This is a genomic window from Cryobacterium sp. SO2, assembly GCF_026151165.2.
Lineage (GTDB): Bacteria > Actinomycetota > Actinomycetes > Actinomycetales > Microbacteriaceae > Cryobacterium.
Window position 1 is genome coordinate 3,699,297 of sequence record NZ_CP117849.1, and the last position, 26,580, is coordinate 3,725,876.

The 26,580-nt window shown below is 69.6% G+C and carries 26 protein-coding genes; 18 read left to right on the forward strand and 8 right to left on the reverse strand.

Annotated elements, in window-relative coordinates; translation table 11 throughout:
- Positions 1-83: 83 nt before the first annotated feature.
- Complete coding sequence (locus tag BJQ94_RS17405; RefSeq protein WP_265400021.1) at positions 84-920, reverse strand: SDR family NAD(P)-dependent oxidoreductase; 837 nt, start codon at positions 918-920, stop codon at positions 84-86.
- Positions 921-1,072: 152 nt separating this feature from the next.
- On the opposite strand from BJQ94_RS17405, the gene BJQ94_RS17410 reads away from it, so the two are divergent.
- The 4 genes from BJQ94_RS17410 to acs all read left to right on the forward strand — a co-directional run bounded on the left by BJQ94_RS17410 (position 1,073) and on the right by acs (position 6,416).
- Positions 1,073-2,029, forward strand: coding sequence for an ABC transporter ATP-binding protein (locus BJQ94_RS17410; RefSeq protein ID WP_265400022.1), 957 nt, complete (start codon positions 1,073-1,075; stop codon positions 2,027-2,029).
- Positions 2,030-2,160: 131 nt separating this feature from the next.
- On the forward strand, positions 2,161-3,210 hold the full coding sequence (locus tag BJQ94_RS17415; protein WP_265400023.1) for an aliphatic sulfonate ABC transporter substrate-binding protein: 1,050 nt from the start codon (positions 2,161-2,163) through the stop codon (positions 3,208-3,210).
- A gap of 83 nt (positions 3,211-3,293) precedes the next feature.
- A complete protein-coding gene (locus BJQ94_RS17420; protein WP_265400024.1) occupies positions 3,294-4,100 on the forward strand; it encodes an ABC transporter permease in 807 nt (268 codons plus the stop codon).
- Positions 4,101-4,325: 225 nt separating this feature from the next.
- Positions 4,326-6,416 (forward strand): acetate--CoA ligase, encoded by a 2,091-nt coding sequence (gene acs, locus BJQ94_RS17425; RefSeq protein ID WP_265400025.1) that lies wholly within the window; start codon positions 4,326-4,328, stop codon positions 6,414-6,416.
- Between the two features lie 116 nt (positions 6,417-6,532).
- On the opposite strand, the gene BJQ94_RS17430 is transcribed toward acs, so the two are convergent.
- A complete protein-coding gene (locus BJQ94_RS17430) occupies positions 6,533-7,567 on the reverse strand; it encodes a diacylglycerol kinase family protein (protein ID WP_265400026.1) in 1,035 nt (344 codons plus the stop codon).
- A gap of 157 nt (positions 7,568-7,724) precedes the next feature.
- Here BJQ94_RS17430 and BJQ94_RS17435 point away from each other — a divergent pair, with 157 nt between their 5' ends.
- The 4 genes from BJQ94_RS17435 to BJQ94_RS17450 all read left to right on the forward strand — a co-directional run bounded on the left by BJQ94_RS17435 (position 7,725) and on the right by BJQ94_RS17450 (position 11,051).
- A complete protein-coding gene (locus tag BJQ94_RS17435) occupies positions 7,725-8,306 on the forward strand; it encodes a signal peptidase II (RefSeq protein WP_265400027.1) in 582 nt (193 codons plus the stop codon).
- Between the two features lie 40 nt (positions 8,307-8,346).
- Positions 8,347-8,751, forward strand: coding sequence for a VOC family protein (locus BJQ94_RS17440; protein ID WP_265400028.1), 405 nt, complete (start codon positions 8,347-8,349; stop codon positions 8,749-8,751).
- A 52-nt stretch (positions 8,752-8,803) separates the two neighbouring features.
- The gene (locus BJQ94_RS17445; RefSeq protein ID WP_265400029.1) at positions 8,804-9,796 is read left to right on the forward strand and encodes an LLM class F420-dependent oxidoreductase; all 993 of its coding nucleotides are present in this window, start codon (positions 8,804-8,806) and stop codon (positions 9,794-9,796) included.
- Positions 9,797-9,914: 118 nt separating this feature from the next.
- Positions 9,915-11,051 carry a methyltransferase gene (locus BJQ94_RS17450; protein ID WP_265400030.1) on the forward strand — a complete coding sequence of 379 codons (1,137 nt, stop codon included), beginning with the start codon at positions 9,915-9,917 and terminating at the stop codon, positions 11,049-11,051.
- On the opposite strand, the gene BJQ94_RS17455 is transcribed toward BJQ94_RS17450, so the two are convergent.
- Positions 11,048-11,437, reverse strand: coding sequence for a DUF1622 domain-containing protein (locus tag BJQ94_RS17455; RefSeq protein WP_265400031.1), 390 nt, complete (start codon positions 11,435-11,437; stop codon positions 11,048-11,050). The genes BJQ94_RS17450 and BJQ94_RS17455 overlap by 4 nt on opposite strands.
- A gap of 105 nt (positions 11,438-11,542) precedes the next feature.
- On the opposite strand from BJQ94_RS17455, the gene BJQ94_RS17460 reads away from it, so the two are divergent.
- On the forward strand, positions 11,543-12,808 hold the full coding sequence (locus BJQ94_RS17460; RefSeq protein WP_265400032.1) for an MFS transporter: 1,266 nt from the start codon (positions 11,543-11,545) through the stop codon (positions 12,806-12,808).
- A gap of 16 nt (positions 12,809-12,824) precedes the next feature.
- On the opposite strand, the gene BJQ94_RS17465 is transcribed toward BJQ94_RS17460, so the two are convergent.
- A complete protein-coding gene (locus BJQ94_RS17465; protein ID WP_265400033.1) occupies positions 12,825-13,865 on the reverse strand; it encodes a hemolysin family protein in 1,041 nt (346 codons plus the stop codon).
- A complete protein-coding gene (locus tag BJQ94_RS17470) occupies positions 13,858-15,207 on the reverse strand; it encodes a hemolysin family protein (RefSeq protein WP_265400034.1) in 1,350 nt (449 codons plus the stop codon). Before BJQ94_RS17470 ends, BJQ94_RS17465 begins: the two co-directional genes overlap by 8 nt.
- Positions 15,208-15,436: 229 nt before the next feature.
- Between BJQ94_RS17470 and BJQ94_RS17475 the strand changes: the two genes are divergently transcribed.
- Both BJQ94_RS17475 and BJQ94_RS17480 read left to right on the forward strand, forming a co-directional pair.
- A complete protein-coding gene (locus BJQ94_RS17475; RefSeq protein WP_265400035.1) occupies positions 15,437-16,240 on the forward strand; it encodes a sugar phosphate isomerase/epimerase in 804 nt (267 codons plus the stop codon).
- Positions 16,237-17,343, forward strand: coding sequence for a Gfo/Idh/MocA family oxidoreductase (locus BJQ94_RS17480; protein ID WP_265400036.1), 1,107 nt, complete (start codon positions 16,237-16,239; stop codon positions 17,341-17,343). The genes BJQ94_RS17475 and BJQ94_RS17480 overlap by 4 nt, the downstream gene beginning before the upstream one ends.
- Positions 17,344-17,368: 25 nt before the next feature.
- On the opposite strand, the gene BJQ94_RS17485 is transcribed toward BJQ94_RS17480, so the two are convergent.
- Both BJQ94_RS17485 and BJQ94_RS17490 read right to left on the reverse strand, forming a co-directional pair.
- The gene (locus BJQ94_RS17485; protein ID WP_265400037.1) at positions 17,369-17,980 is read right to left on the reverse strand and encodes a TetR/AcrR family transcriptional regulator; all 612 of its coding nucleotides are present in this window, start codon (positions 17,978-17,980) and stop codon (positions 17,369-17,371) included.
- Between the two features lie 40 nt (positions 17,981-18,020).
- A complete protein-coding gene (locus tag BJQ94_RS17490; protein WP_265400038.1) occupies positions 18,021-18,491 on the reverse strand; it encodes a MarR family transcriptional regulator in 471 nt (156 codons plus the stop codon).
- A 61-nt stretch (positions 18,492-18,552) separates the two neighbouring features.
- Between BJQ94_RS17490 and BJQ94_RS17495 the strand changes: the two genes are divergently transcribed.
- Complete coding sequence (locus tag BJQ94_RS17495; protein WP_265400039.1) at positions 18,553-18,918, forward strand: VOC family protein; 366 nt, start codon at positions 18,553-18,555, stop codon at positions 18,916-18,918.
- Between the two features lie 148 nt (positions 18,919-19,066).
- Positions 19,067-19,306 (forward strand): hypothetical protein, encoded by a 240-nt coding sequence (locus BJQ94_RS17500; RefSeq protein WP_265400040.1) that lies wholly within the window; start codon positions 19,067-19,069, stop codon positions 19,304-19,306.
- A gap of 19 nt (positions 19,307-19,325) precedes the next feature.
- Here BJQ94_RS17500 and BJQ94_RS17505 read toward each other — a convergent pair whose 3' ends face one another.
- A complete protein-coding gene (locus BJQ94_RS17505; protein WP_265400041.1) occupies positions 19,326-20,477 on the reverse strand; it encodes an ROK family protein in 1,152 nt (383 codons plus the stop codon).
- Between the two features lie 228 nt (positions 20,478-20,705).
- Here BJQ94_RS17505 and BJQ94_RS17510 point away from each other — a divergent pair, with 228 nt between their 5' ends.
- From BJQ94_RS17510 to BJQ94_RS17530, 5 genes are all read left to right on the forward strand, one after another.
- Complete coding sequence (locus tag BJQ94_RS17510; protein ID WP_275875521.1) at positions 20,706-22,835, forward strand: alpha-galactosidase; 2,130 nt, start codon at positions 20,706-20,708, stop codon at positions 22,833-22,835.
- 34 nt (positions 22,836-22,869) lie between these two features.
- Positions 22,870-24,186, forward strand: a complete 1,317-nt coding sequence (locus BJQ94_RS17515) for an extracellular solute-binding protein (RefSeq protein WP_265398296.1) — start codon at positions 22,870-22,872, stop codon at positions 24,184-24,186.
- Positions 24,187-24,188: 2 nt separating this feature from the next.
- The gene (locus BJQ94_RS17520) at positions 24,189-25,082 is read left to right on the forward strand and encodes a sugar ABC transporter permease (RefSeq protein ID WP_265398297.1); all 894 of its coding nucleotides are present in this window, start codon (positions 24,189-24,191) and stop codon (positions 25,080-25,082) included.
- Entirely contained in the window at positions 25,079-25,990 is a 912-nt protein-coding gene (locus BJQ94_RS17525; RefSeq protein ID WP_265398298.1) for a carbohydrate ABC transporter permease, read from the forward strand. Before BJQ94_RS17520 ends, BJQ94_RS17525 begins: the two co-directional genes overlap by 4 nt.
- Positions 25,991-26,084: 94 nt before the next feature.
- The gene (locus BJQ94_RS17530) at positions 26,085-26,555 is read left to right on the forward strand and encodes a hypothetical protein (RefSeq protein ID WP_265398299.1); all 471 of its coding nucleotides are present in this window, start codon (positions 26,085-26,087) and stop codon (positions 26,553-26,555) included.
- The last annotated feature ends 25 nt before the right edge of the window (positions 26,556-26,580 follow it).

Genomic DNA, 26,580 nt, shown 5'->3' on the forward strand with positions numbered 1-26,580 from the left:
TAGGCACCTCTCGCGGCGTCCGCCAGCGTGGAAAGCCTTGCCTAATCCCCTGGTCAGAGCAGGGAAGGCTTACCTAATCTGCCTCAGCGACGGCCGACGAAGGTGTCCATCGACCTGTACACACCGAAGACCCGGCCGGCCACGGCATCCCAGGCCGCGAGGGGCAACACGCCGCGCACCTTCTTGGAAAACCCGACGGTCCACGGCATCAGCAGCTGCGGCGACCCGGCGAGCATGGCCCGCCAGACCCGGTTCACCACGTACTCCGGCGTCATCACGTGCGTGAACAGGGGCCCGCGGGCCCCGTCGAACATGCCGGTGGAGATGTAGCTGGGCGCGATGGTGCTCACCCGCACGTGCTCGAAGCCCTGTTGCTCGAGCTCCAGCCGCAGCGAGTCGCTCCACGCGATCACGGCGGCCTTCGACGCGGCGTACACGCTCATCCGCGGGTTGGAGAGCATGCCGGCCGCGGACGCGATGTTGACGATGCGCGATTCGCGGTAGGGATTGCGCATCATGGCGGGCAGGAATTCGCGGGTGATGTACATCGGCGCGAGGGCGTTCACTTGCATGGTGGAGCGGGTGTCATCGCCGTTGTCGTGCTCCCAGAAGAACGAGCCGCGCACGATGCCGGCGTTGTTGATCACGATGTCGGGGTTGCCCACTTCGGTGCGCACTCGCTGCGCGGTCTGCGCGATCGCGCCGAGGTCGGCGATGTCCACGACGTAGGCGGCGATCTGGGTGCGTCCCTGCGCGCGTTCGGTGAGGATCGCGGCGGTGTTCGAGAGGCCGGCGGCGTCGCGGTCCCAGAGGATCACGGCACGGGCGCCCTCGGCGACGGCGCGTTCGGCGTAGAGGCGGCCCATGCCCATGGCGGCACCGGTGATCAGCACGCGGGCTCCGGAAACGGTTCGAGTCATACCCCCATCATCCCAACTCTCGGCTGGGAGCGGTGCCTGAGCCCGGTCTGACCCGCATCCCAATTGCTACGAAGAGTTTCAGTCCGGGGTGCGCCTGCCCGCCCGGCTGGGTAGCGTCGAGGCACGTTCGACCCCCTACCGATCGGCCCACCATGTCTGCCAGCACCGCAACGCGCACCGCAGCCCGCCTCGCTGCAGCCGTCGGCGGCGCTCCGGGGCGCGACCGGGCCGCCGGACCAGCAGGCACGAACGCGGCCTTCGCCGTGGAGTTCGCCGGGCTGGGCCGCACCTTCGCCTCGCCGCTCGGCACCGCCGCATCCGCTGCACCCGCCCGGCCGGTGCTGCGCGACGTGTCGCTGTCGGTGCGACCCGGCGAGGTCCTCGCCATTCTCGGCACGAGCGGCTGTGGCAAGTCCACCCTGCTGCGCATCGCCGGCGGGTTGGACTCCCCCACCGCCGGCTCGGTGCGCATCGACGGGTCGCCGGCCACCGACTTCGATACCCGCTGCGCCGTGGGCTTCCAGGAGCCCCGCCTGCTGCCCTGGCGCACCGTGGCCGCCAATGTGGCCCTCGGCCTGCCGCGCGGTACCGCCCGTGAGGCCGGCCGCGCCCGCGTCGCCGAACTTCTCGAACTCGTGGGCCTCACGGCCTTCGCCGGGCACCGGCCCGCCGCGATCTCCGGCGGCATGGCCCAACGCGCCTCGCTCGCCCGCGCCCTGGCCCGCAACCCCGGCGTGCTCCTGCTCGACGAACCGTTCGGGGCACTGGATGCCCTGACCCGGCTCAAAATGCAGGACCTGCTTCTCGACGTGCACGCCGCCGCCCCCACCACGGTGCTGCTCGTCACCCACGACGTCGACGAGGCGCTGCAACTGGCCGACCGCATCATCCTGCTCGGCCAGGAGCTGGCCACCGGGTCTGCCGCAGCGGGCACGCCCGGCGCCACCATCGTGCAGGAACTCACGGTGCCCGGCGCCAGGCCGCGCGACCGCGGCTCCGCTGAGCTCGCCGAGCTGCGCGGGCGACTGCTCGCGGGCCTGGGCATCAACCGGCACGGCGATGCCCGCGGCGTGGCCACGGGCACGAGCATCCCGCACTTCCCCTACTGATCAGACCGATCCCCCGACGTTCGCACAGCCCGATCGTGCGCCGGTTCCACCGCGTGACCGTTACACATCCACAGCATGGATACCCGCACCACCTCCCGCACCCGCAGCCAGCATCCAACGAGAGACTTGTCATGAAGAATCGCTTCACCGCCACCGCCCTGATCGCGTCAGCCGCGGCCGCAGCCCTGCTGCTCACCGGCTGCGTCGCCGGCGAGAACCAGCCCGCCGCCGACGCCGCTTCGACCGCCGACGAGGAGGGCGGCATCGTCACCGAGGGCGGCACGCTCAATATCGACTTCGCCACCTACAACCCGCTCAGCCTGGTGATCAAAGACCAGGGCTGGCTCGAAGAGGCCCTCGCCGACCAGGACATCACCGTGAACTGGGTGCAGTCCGCCGGCTCGAACAAGGCCAACGAGGCCCTGCGCGCCAACGCCATCGACGTGGGCTCCACCGCCGGCTCGGCCGCGCTGCTGGCCCGGTCCAACGGCTCGCCCATCCAGGTGATCGACATCTTCTCCCAGCCCGAGTGGGCCGCTCTCGTCGTGCCGGAGGGCTCGGACATCACCTCGGTGGAAGACCTCAAGGGCAAGCAGGTCGCCGCCACCAAGGGCACCGACCCTTACTTCTTCCTGCTGCAGGCGCTCGACGAGGCCGGCCTGAGCCAGGATGACGTCACCGTGCAGAACCTGCAACACGCCGACGGCTGGGCCGCCCTGCAGAACGGGTCCGTCGATGCCTGGGCCGGACTCGACCCGATCATGGCCGGTGCCGAAGCCGCCGGTGCTGAGCTCGTCTACCGCAACGTCGACTTCAACAGCTACGGCTTCCTGAACGCCACCGAGTCCTTCATCGCCGAGAAGCCGGATGTGGCCCAGACCGTCGTCGACGTCTACGAGCACGCCCGCGCCTGGGCGCTCGACAACGAGGAGGAGACCGCCCAGATTCTCTCCGACGTCGCCGGCCTCGACCTGGCCGTAGCCACGAAGGTCTTCACCGAACGCTCCAACCTCGGCGTGGACAACGTTCCCGGCGACGCCCAGATCGACGTGCTCACCACCATCGGCCCGATCTTCGTCGAGACCGGCGACGTGCTCGAGCAGAAGCAGGTCGACGACGCGCTGGACACCATCGTGAACGACACCTTCGCCACGAAGGCCGACCCGACGATCGTCGAGTAGCCCAGCGGATGCCGGGGCGGTCGCAGACGCGCCGCCCCGGCATCCGCTTCACCCGCGCAGCCACCTGGACGGAAGGACCACCGATGACAGAGCTCCTCGCGCCGAATGCGGCGCCGATCGTGCGCCGTCCTCTCACCTCCCGCCGCGGGGTGCGCATCGCAGGTGGGCTGCTGCTGCCGGCACTCATCCTGCTCGCCTGGCAGCTCAGCAGCACCCTCGGGCTGGTGACGGTGTCGCAGCTGCCTCCTCCGGCGTCGGTCTGGGTCGCCGCCGTGGACCTCTTCGACCGCGGCGAGCTCACCCTGCACGTAGCGATTTCCACTCAGCGGGTGCTGATCGGGTTTGCGATCGGCGCAACCCTCGGGCTCACCACTGGGGCGCTCGTGGGGCTCTCCCGCGCCGCCGACATCTTCTTCGCGCCGACACTCGGCGCCATCCGCGCGGTGCCGTCGCTCGCCTGGGTGCCGCTGCTGATCATCTGGCTCAAGATCGGCGAGGAGTCGAAGATCACCCTGATCGCCATCGGCGCGTTCTTCCCGGTCTACACGACGGTGGCTCAGGCCCTGAGGCACGTGGACCGGCAGCTGGTGGAGGCCGGGCGCGCCTTCGGCCTGCGCGGAGTGCAGCTCTTCACCGCCGTGCAGCTGCCCGCCGTGATCCCGTCCGTCATCTCGGGACTGCGCCTGGCGCTCGCCCAGGCCTGGCTCTTCCTCGTGGCCGCGGAGTTGATCGCCGCATCGATGGGCCTCGGCTTCCTGCTCTCAGACTCGGGGAATAACGGCCGGATCGACCGCATCCTGCTCGCCATCATCCTGCTCGCCCTGCTCGGCAAACTCACCGACGCCATCCTGGGTGTCTTCGAAAAGTGGGCCATCAAGAAATGGGCCTGAGTCGCGTCTCGCGGCACTAGGTAGTCCCCGCGGCACGTGTTTGTCCCGGCGGCACGTGGTGCAACACGTGCCGCCGGGACAAACTAGTGCCGCGACACCTGCGGGGCGCCCCGCGCGCGCAGCGCAGGTTACGCCGCGTTGCGCCGCTCCCTGCGACGGATGCCCGGGCTGCGTAGCGTCGAACGTGACCACCAGCCCCATCCTGAACCACAGCCGGAGTGTGCCATGCCGAACACCGACACCAGCACCTACACGCACACCCCGGCCACCCGCGCCGCCACCGCCGACTGGTCCGACACCAGCGCCACCATCCGCAACCTCTCCACCGAGCACCGCCGCTACCCGGCCCCGGCCGACTTCGCCGCGCAGGCCAACGTCGACGCGTCCTGGTACGACAAGGCCGCCGCGGACCCGGTCGCGTTCTGGACCGAGCAGGCCAAGCGGCTCGACTGGGCCGAACCCTGGCACACCGACCACAGCTGGCAGCCCACCACTCCGGATGCCGACGGCGTGCTGAGCGTGCCGCACGCGGAGTGGTTCGCCGGCGGCAAGCTCAACGTGGCGGTGAACTGCGTCGACCGGCACGTGGCCGCCGGCCGCGGCGACAAGGTCGCGTTCCACTTCGAGGGCGAACCCGGCGACCGCCGCACCCTCACCTACGCCGACCTCGAGAAGGAGGTCGCCCGGGCCGCGAACGCGCTCACCGACCTCGGCATCGTGCAGGGCGACCGGGTGGTCATCTACCTGCCGGTGATCCCCGAGACGATCATCATCACCCTCGCCGTCGCCCGCATCGGTGCCATCCACTCGCTCGTGTTCGGCGGCTTCTCGGCCGAGGCGCTGCGCTTCCGGGTGGAGGACACCGGCGCGAAGCTGCTCGTCACCACCGACGGTCAGTTCCGCCGCGGCCAGGCTGTTCCGGTGAAGGAAGCCGCCGACGAGGCCGTGGCCGGCGTGGACTCGATCGAGCACGTGCTCGTGGTGCGCCGCACCGGCGCGCGAACCCCGGACATCCCCTGGACCAGCGGGCGTGACGTGTGGTGGCACGACACCGTCGGGCTCGCTCCCGACACCCACGAGCCGGAATTCTTCGACGCCGAGACGCCGCTGTTCATCATCTACACCTCGGGCACCACCGGCAAGCCCAAGGGCCTGGTGCACACCAGCGGCGGCTACCTCACCCACGCATCCTGGAGCCACTGGGCCGTGTTCGACGCCAAGGACGACGATGTGCACTGGTGCACCGCCGACCTCGCCTGGGTCACCGCGCACAGCTACGTGCACTACGGCCCGCTCTCCAACGGCACCACCTCGGTGATCTACGAGGGCACCCCGAACACCCCGCACCCCGGCCGGCATTTCGAGATCATCGAGCGCTACGGCGTCACCACCTATTACACGGCGCCCACGCTCATCCGCACCTTCATGACCTGGTTCCCGGATGGATTGCCCGCGGAACATGACCTCTCCAGCATCCGCCTGCTCGGCTCGGTCGGCGAGGCGATCAACCCCGAGGCCTGGGTGTGGTTCCGCGAGAACGTCGGCGCAGGCACCGCCCCGATCGTGGACACCTGGTGGCAGTCCGAGACCGGCGCCGCCGTGATGGCGCCGCTGCCCGGGGTGAGCACGCTCAAGCCGGGCTCGGCCCTCCGCGCCCTGCCGGGGCTGACCACCCTGGTAGTGGATGACGCGGGCCAGCCGGTTCCGCACGGCACCGGCGGCTACCTGGTGCTGGCCGGCACCTGGCCGGGCATGGCCCGCACGGTGTGGGGCAACCCGGAACGCTACCGCGACTCCTACTGGGCGCGGTTTAGTGAGCAGGGCTACTTCTTCTCCGGCGACGGCGCCAAGTACGACGACGACGGCGACATCTGGCTGCTCGGCCGGGTCGACGACGTGATCAACGTCTCCGGGCACCGGCTCTCCACCATCGAGATCGAGTCGGCGCTGGTGTCGCATCCGGCCGTCGGCGAGTCCGGGGTGGTGGGTGTGGCGGATGCGACCACGGGCGAGGGCATCGCCGCATTCGTGATCCCCGCGGTGGCCCCGGCCTCGGATGACCCGGCCGCCTGGCTGGCCCTGGCGACCGAACTGGCCCCGCAGCTGCGGGCGCACATCACCCACGAGATCGGCGCGGTGGCCAAGCCCCGCGACGTGTTCCTGGTGCCCGACCTGCCCAAGACCCGCTCGGGCAAGATCATGCGCCGCCTGCTCGGCGACATCGTGGACGGCCGCCCCCTCGGCGATGTCACCTCACTGCAGGACGACACCGTGCCCGCCCGCATCCAGGCCATCGTCGAGGCCGCCCGCGCGTAAACCAATGGCAACTGTTCCCGAAGCGGACAATTGCACCCGGTGCGCCGGGCGCAATTGTCCGCACGGGGAACAGTTAGGCGGATGCGTGGCCGCGCCCTCGCCCAGGCCCCGGCGGGCTACTCCTGGGGAACCCGCACGCGCAGGCCGCCGGCATCCACCCGGGCCTTGAACGCCGTGGCGGTACCGAAGCCGTCGCCGTCGAGTTCGATCTCCTCAGGGTGGCTGAGCTTGACGACCACCTCGGTGCCCTTCACGTAGTTCAGGGCGTCGACCTCCTTGGACATCATCCGGCGGCCGAGCGGGGTGCGGCGCAGCACGCCGTTCTCCCAGAGCACCTTCACCAGGATCTGCACCCAGCTGAGGAACCCCTCCGGGCGCAGCATCACGATCTCGAACTGGCCGTCGTCGATCACGGCTTCGGGCAGCAGCAGCACGTTCGCGGTGAGCAGGCCGGTGTTGCCCACGATCATGGTGTGCGCGCGCACCGACTTAGTGCTGCCGCCGTCGAGGCTGTACCGCATCCGCAGCTGGTTCTTGTCGCGCAGGGCGGTGAGGATCGCGCCCACATAGGCCAGCCAGCCGATCTTGGCCTTGAGCTCATCGTTGGTGCTGGCGAGCATCTTGGCATCCAGGCCCAGCCCGGCCATCACCAGGAACGCGTGCTTGCTCACGCTGTTGTCCTCGTGCCGGATGTCGATCCGGGCGATGTCGATCGACCGGTCGACCCCGGTGAAGGCGGTGTTGATCGAGTGCTCGAGGTTGTCGAGGGTGAGGTTGAGGTTGCGGGCGAGCAGGTTGCCGGTGCCGGACGGCAGCAGGGCCAGCGCCGCGCTGCTGCCGTGCACGACCTCCGCCACGGCACGCACGGTGCCGTCGCCGCCGGCCGCGATCACGACGGTGGCGCCGGCGTCGATGGCCCGCTGGGCGGCACCCTGACCCGGGTCCTCCTTCGAGGTCTCGAACCACAGGGTCTCGCCCCAGCCGGCCCGGGCCTCTTCGGCGGCCACAACACGCTTGATCGCGTCGAGGTCCACCTTGATCGGGTTGTAGACCACGGCGGCCACTCCGGCGTCGGCCTTCGGGGTGGGTGCGGCATCCGCGGTGTTGGGCGTGGCCTCGTCGTCGGTCGGGACGTCGGTCGGTGTCGACATGCGCGGTCTCCTCAGGCAGGTGAGCGGATGATCACGCTCGGTCGGTCCCGCTGCGGCCGGCCGGCTCAGCGTTCAGGTGCATCAACGCTACACGGATCGCTCTGTAAGGGTTCTTACAGCCGCGCCGGTGGGAGCGCCGGGCTGAGATGATGGAGTGGTGACTTCTGCCTCCCAGACTCCGCCGCCGGCCCCGACCCGCTCCCGGCGGGCTTCCCGGCTGGCCTGGCCTGCCTTCGCCATCGCCCTGGTCGTGATCCTCGTCGACCAGCTCAGCAAGTGGTGGGCGGTGGCCCAGCTCGGCGACGGGCAGGTCATCCCGGTGATCGGTGACGTGATCCGCTTTGTCCTCGTCTACAACCCGGGTGCCGCATTCTCGATCGGCTCCGACTTCACCTGGGTGTTCGCGGTCGCTGCGGCCGCCGCCGTCGTGTGGATCACCACGCTCGCCTGGCGGGTCGAGTCCCGCGGCTGGATGGTCGCCCTCGGCCTGCTCCTCGGCGGCGCCGTCACCCACCTCGGCGACCGGCTCTTCCGCGAGCCCGGCTTCGCCCGCGGCCACGTCGTGGACTTCATCGGCTACGGCAACCTCTTCATCGGCAACGTCGCCGACATCGCGATCTTCGCCGGGGCCATCATGCTGGCGATCCTCACCGTGATGGGCGTGCACATGCGCCGCCCGGCGGCCGAGCCGGCGGATGACGCCTCCTCCGCACCGGAGGACCCCGGCACCAGGGCCTGAGCCAGCCCGATCCGACCGGGCTGCTGCTACCGTCTGACTCATGGATGCGATGGTGCTCGAGGGTGTGACGTTGCTGGCCGACGACGTGGCCGGCATGGCCCACTTCTACGAGCATGCGCTCGGGTTCGAGGTGGCGGTGCGGGAGCCGGACTACGTGGCCCTGGGCGGCCCCGTCGGAGTGCGGCTCGCCATCTTCCGGCGCGCCGGGATGGGAGCGCACACCCACGGCCATCCGTCGTTCACGGCGCCGCGAAGCGGGCAGGCGGTGGAACTGAACTTCCAGTGCGGCACCCCCGAGCAGGTGCACACCCGGTTTGCCGAGCTCATCGAGCGCGGAGCCATTGAGATCGCCGCGCCCGTTGAACGCGATTGGGGTCACCTGACCGGCTTCTTCGCCGACCCGGAGGGCAACATCCATTCACTCTTCGCGGTCCTGCCCGCCTGACGCCCGCCTGACGGCCGCCGCCGTGCCGGATCGCCGCCCGTAGGCTGGGCCCATGCGATTCGGACTCTTCATTCCCCAGGGCTGGCGTCACGATCTGGTCGGCATCGACACTGCCGACCAGTGGGCGGCCATGAGCGGCCTCGCCGCGCACGCGGATGCCGGCGCCTGGGAATCCATCTGGGTGTATGACCACTTCCACACGGTTCCGGTGCCCAGCGAGGAGGCCACCCACGAGGCCTGGACCCTGATGAGTGCCTTCGCGGCCACCACCAGCCGGGTGCGGCTCGGCCAGATGTGCACCTGCATGAGCTACCGCAATCCGGCCTACCTGGCCAAGGTGGCGTCCACGATCGACATCATCTCCGGCGGCCGCGTCGAGATGGGCATCGGCGCCGGCTGGTATGAAAACGAATGGCGGGCTTACGGCTACGGCTTCCCGCGCGCCGGCGAGCGGCTCGCCCGCCTCGACGAGGGCGTGCAGATCATGCGGCAGGCCTGGACCACCGGCAGCGCCACCCTCGCCGGCGAGCACTATCAGGTGGACGGCGCCATCGTGCGGCCGTTGCCGCTGCAGGAGGGTGGCATCCCGATCTGGATCGCCGGTGGCGGCGAGAAGGTGACCCTGCGGATCGCGGCGCAGTATGCGAACTACACCAACTTCGACGGCACGCCGGAGGGCTTCACCCACAAGAGCGACCTGCTGCGCGAGCACTGCGCAGCGCTCGGCACCGACTTCGAGGCCATCACCCGTTCGGCCAACTACAACACCGTGATCGCGCCCACCGAGGCCGAGGTCGCGGACCGGCTCGACGCCATCCAGGACCGCGTCACCCCCTACCTCGGTGCGGAGGGAGCGGCCGCCTTCCTGGCCGAGTACCGCAGCGGTACCGCGCAGGCCGTTGGCACTCCAGCGCAGATCGTGGAGCGCCTGAACGGGATGAAGGCGCGCGGCCTGGGCTACGCGATCCACTACTTCCCCGAGGCGGCCTACGACCGGTCGGGCATTGAGCTGTTCGAGCGCGAGGTCATGCCGGCGCTGCTCTAACGGGCGGATGCGATAATCGAACAGGTCGCGCGAGCCTTCTGCCAGAGCTGGTTGCGACCGAGCGCCCCGGGGCCACGAACCCGGGAGCCCGAACCCCAGCGGCACAAGATCGGACACCATGTCCAGCACCGACACCACCGACGTTCGCTGGAGCACCGGCGACACCGAGCACAGCGCCCGCTGGCACTCCGAGGGCGGCTGGCCTGCCCCCAAGCGCGTGGTCGTCGTCGACGACACCCTCACCGCGGATGCGGCGTACCGGTTGGCGAAGTCCGGCACCGGCCTGCTCTGGCAGGGTGACTTCCAGAACGCCCGCCAGCTGCTCACCGCGATGGCCCGCCGGGTGGACCGGCACCGGCGCACTCCCACGACCGATATGAAGGCCGCGTTCGAGGTGGGCCGCACCGAGGCCCTCCGCCGCGCGCGCCTGCTGGGCCTGGTGCTCGTACAGCTCGACGCCGACCACACCCTGAAACTGCGCCGTGCGCCCGACGTACGACAGGCCTGCGCCGAGGCGTACGGCCAGGGCACCGGCCCGGTGCTGCTCTCGCTGCGCGAGCTGCTCGGCGTGGTCGGCGCGCACGAATGGCGCGTGAAGGGCGTGCCGGTCCCGGCGCTCGGCGACAGCATCCACCCGCACTACGGCGTCTTCTCGCCGGTGCGCGGCGAGTACCTCGACCTCATCGCCACCGCGCCGCTGCCGGCTACCGGGCTGGCTTTCGACATCGGCACCGGCTCAGGCGTGATCGCCGCGATGCTCGCCCAGCGCGGCTTCGATCGCGTCGTGGCCACCGACCTGGAACCGCGCGCGCTGGCCTGCGCCCGGGAGAACCTCGACCGCCTGGGCTTCTCCGGCCAGGTCGACGTGATCGAGGCCGATCTGTTCCCCCCCGGGCGCGCCGACCTGGTGGTCTGCAACCCGCCCTGGCTGCCGGCCTCCGCCGCCACGAGCACCGACGCCGCCGTCTACGACCCGGACAGCCGCATGCTGCGCGGTTTCCTGGCCGCGCTCCCCGCGCACCTCGCCGACCACGGTGAGGGCTGGCTGATCCTGTCCAACCTGGCCGAACTGCTCGGGCTGCGCTCCCGCGGCGAACTCCTCGACCTGATCGACGACTCCGGCCTGGTCGTGATCGCGCGCCTGGACATCCGCCCCACCCATCGCAAGGCCGCCGACGCGACCGATCCGCTGCACGCCGCGCGGGCGGCCGAGGTCACCTCGCTCTGGCGGCTCGGTCGGGTGGCGGCACCCTAGTCCGACGCGCTGGGCGCGCTCGGCGCCCCTGCCTTGCCCGCCATCCTCCACCGGGCCCACGGCCAGACGCCGTCCATCTCCACCTCGAGCGAGAAGCTCAGCAGCACCCGAATGATCACGATCGCGCCGAGCACCAGCACGCTCTCCACCGTGGGTTCCACCACGATGGTGCGGATGATGTCCGCCACGATCAGCACCTCCAGGCCCAGCAGGATGGCCCGGCCGAGTTCCCGCCGCATGGCCTGGTAGGCCGTCGGCCGGGTGTCGGCGTGCAGCATCCGCGGAATACCGGCCACCAGTGCCGCCAACCCGCCGAACACCATGATGGCCGCACCGACCACCTCGACCACCCGCACGGCGGCTTCGACCACTTGCTCGAACGTCATCCGATTGCTCCCGCTCGTCACACTGCCCTGGCCAGAAGATACTCCCCCACAGGCCCTCGCCCCTAGGCTGATCGATACCGCACACCCCACCGAGCAGGGATTCCGATGACCACGCCCCGCCGACCCGCCTCTCCATCGGATGCGACCGCGCGCCTGCAGCGCAAGGTCGTGCGGGTGCTCATCCTCGGCCAGATCCTCGGCGGCATCGGCATGGGCGCCACGCTCTCGCTCGGCGCGCTGCTCGCGGCCCAGCTCTCCGGTTCGAACGCCTGGTCGGGCATGGCCGCCACCATGAGCACCCTGGGCGCCGCGCTCGTGGCCGTGCCGCTGGCCCGTCTCGCCCAGGCCAACGGACGCCGCCGGTCGCTCGCCACTGGCGCGGGCATCGCCGGGGTCGGCGCCATCCTGGCGATCATGTCGGTCGCCATCGACACCTTCCCGCTGCTGCTCCTCAGCCTCATGCTGCTGGGGGCAGGCTCGGCCACCAACCTGCAGGCCCGGTTCGCCGCGACCGACCTGGCCGGCCCCACCACCCGGGCCCGGGATCTCTCGATCGTGGTGTGGTCCACCACCATCGGCGCCGTGCTCGGGCCCAACCTGTTCGGCCCCGGCGAGGTCGTCGGCGCGCAGCTCGGCCTGCCGCCGCTCACCGGGGCGTTCGCCTTCTCCCTGGCCGCGCAGGTCGGCGCCGCCTTGGTTTACACGATCGGGCTGCGGCCCGACCCGCTGCTCACCGCGCTGTCGGTACGCGACGCGCGGCCGGCATCCACCCGGCAGCACGGCGGGCTGGCCATCGTGCGGGTCAACCCGCTCGCCCGTTACGCCGTCGCGGTCATCGCCCTCAGCCACGCCACCATGGTCGCGCTCATGTCGATGGCGCCGGTACACCTCTCCGAGCACGGCGCATCGCTCACCATCGTGGGCCTCACCATCAGCCTGCACGTGGCCGGCATGTACGCGCTGTCGCCGGTGTTCGGCGCCCTGGCCGACAGGGTGGGGCGGATGCCGGTGATCCTCACTGGCCAGGCGCTGCTGCTGGCCGCACTGGTGCTGTTCTGGCTTGCCGGCGAGAGCGCCACGGCCATGACGGTCGGGCTGATCCTGCTCGGGCTGGGCTGGTCGGCCTCCGTCGTGGCCGGCTCGGCGTTGATCGCCGAGGCCGTCGACGTGCACGACAGGTCGGCCCTGCAGGGTTTCTCCGACCTGTCGATGAACGCCGCCGGCGCTCTCGGCGGGGCCCTGGCCGGCCCGGTCCTGTTGCTGGTGGGCTACTCGGGCCTCGGTCTCGCCGCGATGGCGCTGGTGGCCGTGGTCGTGGCCTGGACGCTGCTCCGCCGCCCACCGACCCGGGCCTCCGCCGCCCTCGGCTGAGGCTGGTGCGGCCTCCCTACACGCTGGTGACGTCCTCCACCTCACCCACGAGCTCCTCGATGATGTCCTCGAGGAACAGCACCCCGGTGGCCACGCCGTTCGCATCGAACGAGCTGGCCACGTGCGACCCGGTGCGGCGCATGGCCGCGAGGGCGTCCTCGAGGTCGCTGTCGCGGAGCACGCTGGCGAGCTTGCGCACCCGCTTGGGCGGCACCGGTTGGGCGAAGGCCTCGGTGCCGGTGAGGTCCATGACGTCCTTGAGGTGCAGGTAGCCGGCGGGCGCCCCGGCCGCATCGGTGAGGATGTACCGGGAGAACCCGTGCGCGGCCACGGCCCGCTGCAGGTCGGCCGGCGACGCATGCACCGGCAGGAATACGATTCCCGCCAGCGGCACCTCCACGTCGGACACCCGCTTGGTGGTGAACTCGAATGCCGCCGACAGCGTGCCGGAGGCATCCGCCAGCATGCCCTCGCGGGTGGACTGCCGCACGATGCCGGCCACCTCGTCGAGGGTGAACGCGCTCGTCGCCTCATCCTTGGGCGTCACCCGGAACAGCCGCAGCACGCTGTTCGCCAGCCAGTTCAGGCTCACGATCACGGGCCGGAACACCCGGGCCACGAAGACCAGCGGCGGCGCGAGGATCAGCGCGGCGCGGTCGGGCACCGAGAACGAGATGTTCTTGGGCACCATCTCGCCCAGCACCACGTGCAGGAAGGTGACCAGGCCCAGCGCCACCGCGAAGGCGATCACGCTGATCGCCTCGGCCGAGAGCGCGGTGAGCCCGAGCGGGATCTCGAGCAGGTGGTGGATGGCCGGCTCGGACACGTTGAGGATCAGCAGCGAGCACACCGTGATGCCCAGCTGCGACGTGGCGAGCATGAGAGTGGCGTGCTCCATGGCCCACAGCGTGGTCTTGGCGGCCTTGTTGCCCTGCGCGGCGAGAGGTTCGATCTGCGAGCGCCTGGCCGAGATCACGGCGAATTCAGCGCCGACGAAGAAGGCGTTGACCGCCAGCAGCACGACGAGCCAGAGCAGCCCGGGAAGATACTCACTCATGGGTCAGCCTCCCTTCGATGATGGACGTGACCGGGTCGAGGTCGGCCGCGGTGTTGGTGGGGGTGAGGCGGATGCGCGAGACGCGCGCGCCATCCATCCGCTCCACCCGCAGGGTGCCCACGTCGATGGGCACGGTGTCGCCCACCTCGGGGATGCGGTCGAGCCGGTCGGTGACGTAGCCCGCGACGGTCTCGTAGTCGCCGTCGTCCGGCACGGTGACGCCCGCGCGTTCGAGCAGTTCGTCTGGGCGCAGGCCGCCGTCGAACACGATCGAGCGGCCGGTGCGCACGATGCCGGTTTTGGCCCGGTCGTGTTCGTCTTCGAGTTCGCCGACGAGTTCCTCCACGAGGTCTTCCAGGGTCACGATGCCGGCGGTGCCGCCGTATTCGTCGGACACCACGGCGATCTGCAGGCCCTGCTGGCGCAGGGTACCGAGCAGCCTGTCGACGCCCATCGACTCCGGCACCCGCAGGGCGGGCAGCATCAGCTCGCCGGCGGTCACCAGCGTGCGCCGGCCGAGGTCCACGGCGAAGGCCTGCTTCACGTGCAGAACGCCCAGGATGTCGTCGGTGTCACGGCCGATCACGGGGAAGCGGGAGTAGCCGGTGGCGCTGGCCAGGGTCACGACGCTCTCGGCGGTGTCGCCGGCGCGCACCGACGCCATCTGCACCCGCGGGGTCATCACGTCGGCGGCCGAGTGATCGGAGAACCGCAGGGTGCGGTTGAGCATCTCAGCGTGGTCGGCGTCGAGCAGGCCTTCCAGCGCAGACCGGCGCACCAGGAAGCCGAGTTCCTCGGCGCTGCGGGCGCCGGAGAGCTCCTCCTTGGGCTCGATGCCGACCAGCCGGATGAGGGCGTTGGCGGTGTTGTTGAACAGCAGGATCACGGGCTTGAAGACCGCGGTGAAGGCCGCCTGCAGCGGCACGACGACCTTGGCGGTGGCCAGGGGCACGGCGAGCGCGAAGTTCTTGGGCACGAGCTCGCCGATCACCATGGAGAACAGGGTGGCCAGCGCGATGCCGATCACCGCGCCCAACACGGGCACGACGCCCTCGGCCAGGCCGAGGCCGAGCAACGGGCCGCGCAGCAGCGAGCTGATGGCCGGTTCGAAGGTGTAGCCGGTGAGCAGGGTCGTCAGCGTGATGCCCAGCTGGGCGCTGGACAGGTGCGTCGAGGTGATCCGCAGCGCCTTGATGGTGGGGCCGAGGCGTTTCTCACCGCGGGCCTGGCGAGCTTCGAGCTCATTGCGGTCGAGGGTGACGAGGGCGAACTCGGCGGCGACGAACACGCCGGTTCCGGCCGTCAGGATGAGCCCGAGGCCCACCATGATCCATTCGTTCACGAGGTGGCTCCCTGTGCCCGGAAGTCGTGTGCCCGAAGAGCTTCGGGGCGGGCAGGGAGCAAGGGTTTATGCGTGGGAGGGTCATCCATAGTCCGACGAGCCTACCGACCGATCCTGTACAAACCCACAGGATTCCGACCCGCAGAATTGTCTTGCCATTTAAAACCGAACGTTGTTAGGTTTGTTGCGCGGATGATTCCTGTTCGCCATCACTTCCAAAGGAGCAAGTATGTCCAGCACACCCTCTGTCCAGCTCTATACGGTGCGGGACGCCATCTCCGCCGACCTCCAGGGCGCCGTTGCCCGGATCGCCGAGATCGGCTTCACCCAGGTCGAGCCCTACGCGTTCGTGGAGCGCGCCGACGAGTATCAGCGCGCGTTCGCGGCCGCCGGTGTGACGGCGCCGTCCGGCCATGCCCCGGTCATCGACTCCGACGACCCGGCGCGCACCTTCGACGCCGCGGCCCAGCTGGGCATCGGCACCGTCATCGACCCGTTCATCCCGAGCGACCGTTGGCAGACAGCGGATGACGCCGCCCGTCTGGCCGAGCGGGTCAACGTTCTCCAGACGCTCGCGGCGGCGGCCGGCCTGGGGTTCGGTTACCACAACCACAATTGGGAGTTCGCGAACCACGTCGATGGCCGGCCCATCTACGAGCTGTTCATCGAGGCGCTGTCGCCCGAGGTCGCCCTCGAGGTCGACACCTACTGGTCCACCGTCGGCGGCACCGACACCCCCGCGCTGCTCCGCCGCCTCGGCGACCGGGTCAAATTCCTGCACATCAAGGACGGCCCGGTGCGCGGCGACATCGCCACGAGCCTGCCGAGCAGCGAGAGCGCCCTCACCGTGCCGGAGGCCCTCGCAGCGGCCTTCGCCAGCCAGCTGCCGGCCGGCAGCGGCGATGTCGGCGTCGCCGCCGTGCTCGCGGCCGCGCCGCACGCCCTGCGGGTTGTGGAGTTCGACGGCTACACGGGCGACGTCTTCGACGGCATCGCGGCCTCGTTCGCCTGGCTCGCGGAGAACGACAAATGAGCCGCACCGGACGCGTGGGCGTCGGCGTCATCGGCGCCGGGGTCATCAGCGGCACCTACCTCGAGAACATGACGGTCTTCGCCGACCTCGACGTACTCTTCGTCGCGGACCTCGACCTCGAACGCGCCCAAGCGCAGGCCGAGGCCTACGGGGTGCCCGACCACGGCTCGGTCGACGAGCTGCTGGCCAGGGACGACATCGAGATCGTCGTGAATCTCACCATCCCGGCCGTGCACACCGAGGTCGGGCGCCGCATCATCGCCGCCGGCAAGCACGTCTGGAGCGAGAAGCCCCTCGCCCTGGACCACGAGTCGGGCGCGGCGCTACTTGCTGCCGCCGAGGCCGCCGGGCTGCGGGTGGCATGCGCGCCGGACACCGTGCTCGGCGCGGGCATCCAGACCGCCATGCGCGCAATCAAACGCGGCGACATCGGTGAACCCCTCACGGCCACGACGATGTTCCACGTTCCCGGCCCGGACGCCTGGCACCCCAACCCCGAGTTCCTCTTCGCGCTCGGCGCCGGTCCGCTTTTCGACATGGGGCCGTACTACATCACGACCCTCGTGCACGCCTTCGGCTCCGCCAGCCGGGTCGGCGCGGTGTCGTCGCAGTCCAGCGCGGTGCGCACCATCGGCAGCGGCCCCCGGGCCGGCACCGAATTCAGGGTCGAGGTGCCCACCCACCACGCCGCCGTCATCTCGTTCGAGGGCGGCCAGTCCGCGCAGTCCACGTTCAGCTTCCAGAACGCCCTGCCCCGGATGGGCTTCGTGGAGATCAGCGGCACCGAGGGCACCCTCGTGCTGCCCGACCCGAACACGTTCGAGGGCGACTCCACGCTGTGGCAGTTCGGCCACGACGCGCCGACGGTTCTGCCGGCGGCCGGGTCCACCTACGGTCGCGGCTCCGGAGTGCTCGATCTGGCCCGCTCGATCCGGGCCGGTGTGCCCGAACGCGCCAGCGGTGCTGTGGCTGCGCACGTGCTCGATGTGCTGCTGGCCGTCTCCGACGCCGCCGCGACCGGCGAGGTGGTCACCGTGGCCTCGAGCATCCAGCAGCCCACGCCGCTGGCCGAAGACTGGGATCCGGCCGCGGCAACGCTGTAGCCCTCCGCCCGGTATCAGTCCGGGCTCAGGCCGGAGAGCCGTCCGCCATGCTCGGCGGACGGCTCCCCGCGCGCGCCAGCGCGATCACGGCCTCGACGTGCGCCCCCATGTCGCGGGTCTCGTCGAACATCCACTGCACCTGCATGCCGTCGCTGACCGCCATCAGAATCGACGCGAACACCTCCGGGTCGATCGACGTGTCGAGCCGGCCGGATGCCTGCATCCGGCTCAGCCCGGCCGCGATCGTCCTCCGCGAGTGCGCGTAGCGTTCCCGAAAGTAGTCGTGCGCCGGATGCTCCGGGTCGGTCGCCGCGGCGGCGGACAGGTTCGCGAACATCTGCACGAGCCCGGGCACTTCGGCGTTGTGGCGGATCAGTGCCGCGTAGGTGGCCGCCGGGTCCGGGTCCTCCGGATCCTTGGCCGCATCCATCTCATCGCGCGTGCGCAGGATGGCGACCCAGAGATCGTCCTTGGACTCGAAGTAGTGCAGCAGGCCCGCCGAGGTGAGACCGACGGCCTCGGCGATGTCCCGCACCGAGGTCTGGTGGAAGCCGCGGCGGGCGACGAGGGCGAGGGCGGCCTGCAGGATCTCGGCGCGTTTCGCCACGCCTTTCGGGTATCTGCCCAGGGTCGCCATGGTGCAAGGCTAGACCAGCGCTGCGGTCAGCGCGGCACGGTCAGTGCGGCGCGGCCGGCTCGGGTGTGGGGGCCGTGAGCGACGCCACGCACCGGGCCAGCAGCAGCCGCAGTTGCTCGCGCTCGCTCCCGTCCAGGTCCGACCGCATCCGGTCCTCTACGCCTCGCACCGCCGCGCTGGCCACGGCCAGTCGGCTGCGGCCCAGGTCGGTGAGCCGGGTGGGCAGCACCCGGCCCTCGGATGCCTGCTCCGGCCGGGTGACGAAGCCATCCCGCTCCAGCGCCTGCAGCAGCACGTTCATCGCTTGACGGGAGACGAAGGCCCCGCGAGCCAGCTCCGAGTTGGACAACCCCGGCCGCTGGGCGAGCAACTCCAGGCAGGAGTAGTGCGTGACGCTCATCTCCAGGGGTCGCAGCACGGCTTCCATGGCCGAACGCAGGGCGCTTGCGGCCTCCTTGAGCAGGTACCCGACCGACGTGTCCAGTTCGATTTGCGCATCACCGTCACTCATGTCAACATTCTGACATACTGGATCTATGTCAACTTACTGACACGAACTAAGGAGAACCATCATGACGACTTCCGGCCCCGGCTTCATCTCACTGCAGGTGCGCGACATCGAGGCCTCCGCGGCCTTCTACGAGCAGCACCTCGGCCTCACCCGGCAGGCAGGCCCTCCGCACGCCGTGGTCTTCGGCACCACGCCGGCCGCGTTCGCCGTGCGGTCGCCCCTCCCGGGCGTCGACCTCGATTCGGTCGGCCAGCTCGGCCTCGGCGTGGGCATCTGGCTGCATGCCCCGGACGCCCAGGACATCCACGACGCCCTGGTCGCCGCCGAAGTCCCCATCGTCTCGGCCCCCGTCGACGGCCCCTTCGGCCGCACCTTCACCTTCGCAGACCCCGACGGCTACCACATCACCCTCCACACCCGCGCCTAACCCGCCCTCCGACCCTCCCCTTCCCCCTTCCGCGAGCCGTGAGTTAAGCCCCAAAAATCTCGGGTTTTCGGGGCTTAACTCACGGCTCGCGAAGGCGGTGCGGCCCGCTAGTGTTGGCTCCACTCATGTGGAACTGAAAGGGTGCGCTGTGACTCAGTACCGGGCCGTGTTTGATGCCGAGATCTCCTTCTCCAATGACGGCGGCCTGCAGGCGCAGGGCTTCCGCGTGGATGTGCCGGGGCCAGACGTGACCGAGGACGAGATCGGCCGCCTCTTCGTCACCTCGCTGGACTTGCTGATGACGCAGACTGTCGCCCTCCGCAATGTGCGCATCATCGAGGAGGCGCACAAGGGCACCCGGGGCGGCCCGAGCGACCCCGGCCAGTAACAGCGGGAGTCAGGACGGTCTAGAGGCTCGTCGCGAGGGTGTCCATGGTGCGTTGGATGGCGATGGCCGCGGCGCCCTGCGCCCAGGAGATGAACCCGCTGGCGTCGAGGAGCACATCCACCTCGGCGGCCTCCGGGTCACGGTCGGCCGCGATCGCGGCATCCATCTCGGCGCGGACGATCTCCAGGAAACCCAGGCCCTCGCCGGCGAGCACCACGTGTTCGACCATGGCGAGGTTGGCGACGGCGGCGATGAGCCGGCCGAGGGCGGTTCCGGCCGCGCGCAGCACGGTGAGAGCCACAGGGTGGCCGGCCGCCGCCATGTCGAGCACGGCGGCGTAGCTCACCGGCTCGCCCAGGGCCACCTCCACCTGTGCCCGGATGCTGGGGATGGTGAGCATCGCCGTGGAGCAGCCGCGGTGCCCCAGGAAGCAGAGCGGGCCGGTGGGGTCGAGCGGGAAGTGCCCGCCCAGGCCGAGACCGGCCTCGGAGGTACTGACAACCTGGTCGTGCATGACGAGGCCATAGCCGACGCCCGCGCCGACGGTGAGCACCGCGAAATTGGAGAACCCGCGGCCGAGGCCGAACCAGTGCTCGGCCGCGGCGAGCGCCACGACGTCGTTCTCGACCATGACCGGCACATCCAGCTCGGCCTCAACGGCGGCCGCCAGCGGCACGCCGCGCCAGCCCAGGAACGGGGCGCGGTCGACGACGCGGTTGTCGGCGACCTGGCCGCCGACGCTGATGCCGATGGCCGAGAACTCCTGGTCATTGGCGAGCTCGCGGGCCAACTCCACGATCACTGCGACAACATCCGCCAATTCGTGGCTCGGCAGCGGGCGTTCGGCGCGCCGGCCCTCGGTGGCTCGCAGGTCGGTGGTGACCGCCACGGCGGTGTCACCGGTGAGCTTCACGCCCAGGAACTGGCGCGCCTCCGCCCGCACATCGAGCGGCTTGGCCGGGCGGCCCATGGCCCCGTCGAGCTGTTCGGTCACTTCCACGAGCAGGCCGCCGTCGAGCAGTGGGCGGGCCAGCCGGGTGAGGGTGGCCAACGACAGACCCAGCCGCTGGGCGAGGACGCTGCGCAGGATGGGCCCGTGAATCAGGACCTCGCGCGCCAGCTCGCTGGACGGGGTGCGGTACCGGCGCTCGGCGGCCTCGAGGGATGACATGGGCTGGGCAACTTTCTTCAGTCAGCGCCGACACTGTAACCGTCGAGCCGTCTGGCTGCCGGGTTCGATCAGGATACCGCTCGCCCGCGCTGCGCCGGGGAACGTCCGGATCAGACCCAGTTTATTGCATGATGGACTAAACGACTGGCGTATAGCGCGGATTTAGCGTGGCAAACTCGATATTCCCGGTGCTTGACAACCGAGTTCCTTGCAATATAGAAATAAGACATGCACCACGACAGCACCGTCACCCACCTCCGCAACGGCGGAACCAGTGTCATCGTCGACCTGACCGGCGACGGGATGCCCGAAATTCTCTTCTGGGGCGCTGACCAGGGCGACCTGTCCGCCGCGGAGCTCGCCGACCTCACGCTCGCCACCCGGGCCCAGCGGGTCTCCGGCGGCCTTGACCAGCCGGCCCGGCTCACCGTACTGCCGCAGGAGGCCAACGGCTGGCAGGGCACCCCCGGTCTCACCGGTAGCCGGCAGGGCCGGTTCTTCTCCCCCGCCCTGCGCGCCACCGAGTTCGTCACCACCCCGGCAACGCTCGTCATCGAAGCGATCGACGAGATCAGCCGCCTCTCCCTGCGCGCCGAACTCGCCCTCGATGCCGCCGGCGTGTTCAGCCAGCGCCTCACCGTGACCAACACGGGCGATGACGTCTACGAGCTCAGCGACCTCTGCGTCACCCTGCCGCTGCCGGCCAGCGCCACCGAGATCCTCGACACCACCGGCCGGCACCTGCGCGAACGCAGCCCGCAGCGGCACGCCTTCACCCAGGGCCGGCACCAGCGCGACAGCCGCAAGGGTCGCCCCGGCGCCGACGCCACCCTGTTGTTGGCGGCCGGCACTCCCGGCTTCGGTTTCGAACGCGGCCTCGTCCAGGCCGTGCACCTGGCCTTCAGCGGCAACCACCGCCTGGCCGCCGAGAGGCTCGTCACCGGGTCGGCATTCCTGCAGGCCGGCGAACTGCTCGCCCCCGGCGAGATCCGCCTCGCCCCCGGCGCCAGCTACAGCACCCCCACCGTGATCGGTTCCTGGGGCGACGGCCTCAACGAACTCTCTGCCCGCATCCACACCCGCTTGCGCGCGCGGCCCACCCACCCCGCAACGCCCCGCCCGGTGACCCTCAACACCTGGGAGGCCGTCTACTTCGACCACGACTTGGCCCGGCTGACCGCACTCGCGGATGCCGCCGCCCGCGTGGGCGTCGAACGCTACGTGCTCGACGACGGCTGGTTTCACGGCCGCCGCGACGACACCGCGGGCCTGGGCGACTGGTGGGTAGACGCCGACGTCTGGCCGGACGGCCTGAGCCCGCTGATCGACACCGTCACGGGCCTCGGCATGCAATTCGGCCTCTGGGTGGAACCCGAGATGGTCAACCCCGACTCCGACCTGGCGCGCGCCCACCCGGACTGGCTGCTGCAGGCCGACGGCCGCTTGCCGGTTGAGGGCCGCCAGCAGCAGGTGCTCGACCTCTCCCACCCGGATGCCTACGCGTACATCCTCGAACGGCTCGACGCCCTGCTGGTGGAGTACCCGATCGGCTACCTCAAGTGGGACCACAACCGCGACCTCGTCGACGCCGGCAGCACCCGCACCGGCGCCGCGGCCGTGCATGACAACGTCGTGGCCCTCTACGCCCTGCTCGACGAGCTCAAGGCCCGCCACCCGGGCCTGGAGATCGAGAGCTGCGCCTCCGGCGGCGCCCGCGTCGACCTCGGCATCCTCGACCACACCGACCGCATCTGGACCAGCGACTGCATCGACCCGATCGAGCGCCTCACCATCCAGAAGTACACCGGCCTGCTGGTGCCCTACGAGCTGTTGGGCGCGCACATCAGCGGTCCGGAGTCGCACTCCACCGGCCGCCGGCACGACCTGTCGCTGCGCGCGGGCGTGGCCCTGTTCGGCCACCTCGGCATCGAGTGGGACATCAGCGCCCTGTCCGCGGCCGACGAGACCGAACTGGTCAGCTGGATCGAGCTCTACAAGGCCAACCGCGGCCTCTTCCACACCGGCACCTCGGTGCATGTCGACCACCCCGACCCGGCCGTCGACCTGCGCGGCGTTGTCGCCGCCGACCGAAGCGAGGCGATGTTCGTCTTCAGCCTGGTCGCCACCAGCGCCGCGTACCCGGTCGGGCCGTTGCGCTTCACCGGGCTGGATGACGACACCCGCTACCGGGTGAGCCTGGTCAACCGGGAGTTCACCGGCATCGGCAACGGCCAGTCCCCGCTGGTCTGGGCCGAGCAGCCGCTCACCCTCACCGGCAGGGCCCTTCGCACCATCGGCCTGCAGGGGCCGGTGCTCTTTCCCGAACACCCCGCAGTTTTCTCAATCACGTCAGTCTGAGTCCGCTCAAGCGGACCGAGCGCAAGGAGGCGCCATGAAATCCCCCCGCACCATGCCCCACCCACCCGGCCGCAGACGCCGGCGGGCCACCGCCATGGTCGTCGCGGCCGCGACCCTCGTCGCGCTCAGCGGATGCGCGACATCCGCCGGCACCGACGTGGTCACGCTGAACTTCTTCCAGTTCAAGCCCGAAGCGGTGGGGAACTTCACCGCCATCATCAAGGACTTCGAGGCCGAGAACCCCGGCATCAAGGTCATCCAGAACTCCGTGCCAGACCCGGACACCGCCATCCGCACCCTGCTGGTGAAAGACAAGGTGCCCGACGTTCTCACGCTCAACGTCAACGGAAACTACGGCGAGCTGGCCCGGGCCTGCATCTTCGCCGACCTCAGCGCCGACCCGGTCGCCGAAACCGTGAACCCGGCCGTGCAAGACATCGTGCAGTCACTGGGCACCTGCTCCGCGGACGGCGCCGACGAGGTGAACGCGTTGCCGTTCGCCAGCAACGCCAGCGGCATCCTCTACAACCCCGATATCTTCGCGGCCAACGGCGTGGAGGTGCCCACCACCTGGGACGAGCTCATCGCCGCCGCCGACACCTTCCAGGCCAACGGGGTCTCACCGTTCTATTGCACCCTGAAGGACTCCTGGACCGCGTCGCCCGCGTTCGTCAACCTCGGTGGCACGCTGATGCCCGACGGTTTCTTCGACACCCTCCGCGACGAAGACCCGGCCGACGCCACGGTCTCGTTCCAGAAGGACTTCGCCGACGCCGCCGACAAGGAGGTGTCCCTGTTCAGCTACTGCCAGGACAACTTCGCCAGCCGCGACTACAACGCCGGCAACAAGGCCTTCGCCGATGGTGAATCGGCCATGTACCTGCAGGGCTCCTACGCGATCCCGGCGATCCGGGCCAACAACACTGACGCCGCCATCGGCTCGTTCCCCTATCCGGTCACCGACGACGCCGACAGCCGCGTCGTGGTCTCCGGCGTGGACGTGGGCATCATGGTGGGCCGGAACACCCCGCATGCCGCCGAGGCACAGAAGTTCGTCGACTACCTGATGTCGCCCGAGGTTGTGACTGCCTACTCCGAAGCACAGAGCACCTTCTCGCCGCTGAAGGATGCCGCGCCCAACAACGACCCCGCCCTGGCCGGTCTCGAACCGTATTTCAGTGCGGGAAAGATCATCGGCTTCATCGACCACCAGATTCCCGCGGCCGTGCCGCTGGTGAACCTGCTCCAGACGCTGGTGATCACCGGCGACACGGAGACCTTCCTGGCCGACCTGGATTCCGAATGGGACAAGGTCGCCGCCCGCACCACCACACAGAGACAGGGGAAGTGAGCATGAGCAGCCCACGCATCCGCTCCTCCATCGCCCGCACACCGCGCACCTTCTACTGGATGGTGGTGCCGGCCGTCGTGATCTTCTTCGCCCTGCACACCATCCCGGTGCTCTCCGGCATGTTCTTCAGCCTGACCAACTACGCCGGCTACGGCACCTGGGACCTGGTCGGGTTCTCGAACTACATCAACCTGTTCCAGGACGACCGGGTGCTCAACTCCTACGGCTTCACCTTCGGGTTCTCCATCGTGTCCACCCTCCTGGTGAACGTCATCGCCCTGGCCATCGCGCTGGGCCTGAACTCCAAGATCAAGTTCCAGGCCGCGTTCCGCGGTGTGTTCTTCATCCCCTACGTGCTCGCGATCCTCATCATCGGCTACGTGTTCAACTACCTGTTCGCCAACTCGTTCCCTGCCATCTTCACCGCGCTGGGCCTGCCGGGGCTCTCGGGCAACCTGCTGGCCAGCCCGGACTTCGCCTGGGTCGGCATCGTCATCACCACGGTCTGGCAGGCGGCGGCGTTCAACGTCATCCTCTACCTGGCCGGGCTGCAGACCATCTCCGCCGACCTCTACGAAGCGGCCGCCATCGACGGAGCCAGCGGCTGGCGCCGGTTCCGGTCGATTACCTTCCCACTGATCGGCGCGTACTTCACCATCAACATGGTGCTCTCGTTCAAGTCGTTCCTGCAGGTCTTCGACCAGATTGTGGCCCTCACCGCGGGCGGCCCAGGCACGTCCACCGAATCCATCGCCCTCGTGATCTTCCGCGGCGGCTTCCAGGGTGGTGAGTACGGGTACCAGATGGCGAACGCCGTGGTCTACCTGTTCGTCATCATCATCGTTTCATTTCTGCAGCTGCGCATCCTGCAGCGCCGGGAGGCGAGCTTCTCATGACCGACACCCTCACCAACACGACCGCGCCACTGCCCGCCGACTCGGATGCGTCCGCTCGCGCCCCGCGCACCCGCCGACGCCTCGACGGCGGCAACGGCGGCACCAACTGGTGGCTCACCGCCCTCATCGCGGTGTGCTCGCTCACGGTGCTGATCCCGCTGTACTTCACCGTGGTCACCGCGCTGAAGACGCCAGACCAGCTCGGCGGCACCGGGTTCGAACTGCCCACCAGCATCCGCTGGGAGAACTTCGCGGATGCCTACCAGCTGACGAACTTCCCCCGCGCGCTCATGAACACGGCCCTGATCACGGTGGGCGCGGTGTTCCTCACCCTGCTCACCAACTCGCTGGTGGCCTACGCGATCGCCCGCAACATGCACAAGAAGTTCTTCAAGGGGCTGTACTTCTACTTCCTCGCGGCGATCTTCGTGCCGTTCCCGATCATCATGCTGCCGGTGGTGAAGGAGACCGCGCTGCTGGGCATCGACACCCCGGTGGGCCTGATCCTGCTGTACACGGTCTACGGGCTCTCGTTCAACATCTTCATCTTCGTCGCCTACATCAACTCCATCCCGGTGGAGCTGGAGGAGGCCGCCAGGCTGGACGGCGCGAGCACCTGGATGGTGTTCTGGAAGGTGATCTTCCCGCTGCTCTCGCCGATGAACGCCACTGTCGGCATCCTCACCTGTGTCTGGGCGTGGAACGACTTCCTGCTGCCGCTGGTGGTGCTCTCCGACCCGTCGGCGCAGACCCTGCCGCTGGCGCAGTTCATCTTCCAGGGCCAGTTCAACACCAACTACCCGGTGGCGTTCGCCTCCTACCTGATGGCCCTTGCACCGCTGCTGGTGGTCTACGTGATCGCCCAGAAGTGGGTGGTGAGCGGCGTCACCCGCGGCTCGGTGAAGTAGCCGGCGCATCCGCAACCCGCATGGCCCGCGTCTCCTCGGAGCGCGGGCCATCGTCGGTGCTCCAGATTACGATGGAACCAAACGAGGGGGATGGATGTCGCGGAAGAAGCGCGCCGCGCAGCTGAAGGCTATCGCTGCACACGTGGCGACCGCACCCATTCTTCTCGAGGGGGATGCGGATGAGTTGTTGAGCGCGTTGCGCTCGGGAACACTCGACGCGAATAGTTTTCAGTCTGACCAGACGTCGGCGGCGCAACCGGCTCGCGTCGTGGTCCTGGCCATCGAGAGGGACGCCCGGCGGTCGTCCCTCGTCAAGGCCGCCACGATGCTCCGGGCGCTGGACGACCGGATTGCGCCGGACGCCGTGCGCATCGTCGTGGTGCAGAGCTCCCGGTCCAAGCTCGCTCCCCCCAAGCTCCGGCGCCTGGTGGCGTCCGAGGTGCTGTTCCACGTGGCCCTCGCGCTGGAGGAAATCGCTCCCGGCCAGGGCGATCGCACCTACGGGCAACGGCTGGGCCTGGCCAGCCTGGACGCAGCTGGCTTTCGCATCCTGCGCTTCGGCTAGGACACTCCTGGTTCGCGCTCCCGAT